Below are 1,452 nucleotides of genomic sequence, written 5' to 3'. Positions count from 1 at the left end.
GAGTAATTGTCAAGACCTGTGGATCGGCGTGTCACGCGACGTGTCGTTGGCCTCCTGATTCCTCGGGTCGTTCCACGAGCTTGCCCTTCTCGAAGGAGGCGCCGGCACGGACGAGGGCGACCAGGTGTGGGGCGTTGACCGCGCGCCAGCGTCGTTGCGCGGACTCGATGAGCTTGAACGCCATCGCGATGCCCGCGGCGCGTGAGCCCGGTCCCTTGGTGACGCGCTGGCGCAACCGGACGGTGGCGAAGGTGGACTCGATCGGGTTGGTCGTGCGCAGGTGCACCCAGTGCTCGGCCGGGAAGTCGTAGAACGCCAGCAGCACGTCCAGGTCGTCGGTGATCTTCGCAATCGCCTTGGGCCACTTGGCCCCGTAGGCGGCCGCGAACGCGCGAGCGGCGGTCTCGGCGTGGTCGCGGTCCTGCGCGTTGTAGATCTCGGCCAGGGCAGCCTTGGCGTCCTTGTGCACCGACTTGGGCAGCGCGGCGAGCACGTTGCCGATCTTGTGCCACCAGCACCGCTGCTCGACGGTTCCGGGGAAGACGTCACGCAGCGCTCTCCAGAACCCCAGCGCCCCGTCACCGACGGCCAGGACCGGGGCACTCATGCCGCGGCGCTTGCACGAGCGCAGCAGGTCGGCCCAGGACTCGGTCGACTCCCGGTGCCCGTCATCCAGCGCGATCAGCTCCTTGGTGCCGTCGGCCCGGACTCCGACCATGACGAGCAGGCAGACCTTGTCCTGGGTCAGGCGGACCTTCAGGTGGATCCCGTCGACCCACACGTAGACGTAGTCGGTCTGGGCCAGCGACCGCTGGTTGAACGCGACCGCCTCGTCCTGCCACTGCTCGGTCAGCCGGGTGATCGTCTTCGCGGACAGCCCGGAGGCGGTGCCGAGGAACTGCTCCAACGCCGGGGCGAAGTCCGAGCTCGACAGGCCGTGCAGGTACAGCAGCGGCAGCACCTCGGCCAGCTGCGGGGACTTGCGAGCCCACGCCGGCAGGATCGCCGAGGCGAACCGCTTCCGTTCACCCGTCGCCGCGTCGGTCCGTCGGTCGTTGACCCGCGGTTGGCGCACCGGGACCGCGCCGGCGGCGGTGGTCACTACGCGGGGCGCGTGGTACCCGTTGCGGACCACCAGCCGGTGGCCGTGCTCGTCGACCTCGTGCGCGTACCGCTCGACGTAGGCGGCGACCTCGGCCGCCAGCGCCGCGGCGAGCATCTGCCTGGCGCCGTCACGGACAATCTCATCCAGCAGCGACCCACCAACGGTGGCCGCGTCGACGTTGGACTCGGTGCTCTCCTGAACTACCTTGAGCATGGGCGTACCTTCCCGAGCCGGCGCGCCAACGCCGACCCTGATCAGAACTTGCATGGGCTTCAGATCTTGCTCGGGAGGTACGCCACTTTCACGTCACCCCGCCGAGAGCCATCCACAGGTTCTGATCATTGCTC

At 68.8% G+C, this 1,452-nt stretch carries 1 protein-coding gene; it reads right to left on the bottom strand.

Annotated features, from left to right (window positions below):
• Nucleotides 1–31: 31 nt before the first annotated feature.
• Nucleotides 32–1,318 carry an IS256 family transposase gene (locus D4B81_RS17740; protein ID WP_122263977.1) on the bottom strand — a complete coding sequence of 429 codons (1,287 nt, stop codon included), beginning with the start codon at nucleotides 1,316–1,318 and terminating at the stop codon, nucleotides 32–34.
• Nucleotides 1,319–1,452 lie beyond the last annotated feature (134 nt).

This window comes from Ornithinimicrobium cerasi, from assembly GCF_003702705.1.
In the GTDB taxonomy this organism is placed as follows: domain Bacteria; phylum Actinomycetota; class Actinomycetes; order Actinomycetales; family Dermatophilaceae; genus Ornithinicoccus; species Ornithinicoccus cerasi.
The sequence above is the reverse complement of the archived record's forward strand: the minus strand, read 5'-3'. Positions and strand labels throughout refer to the sequence as shown.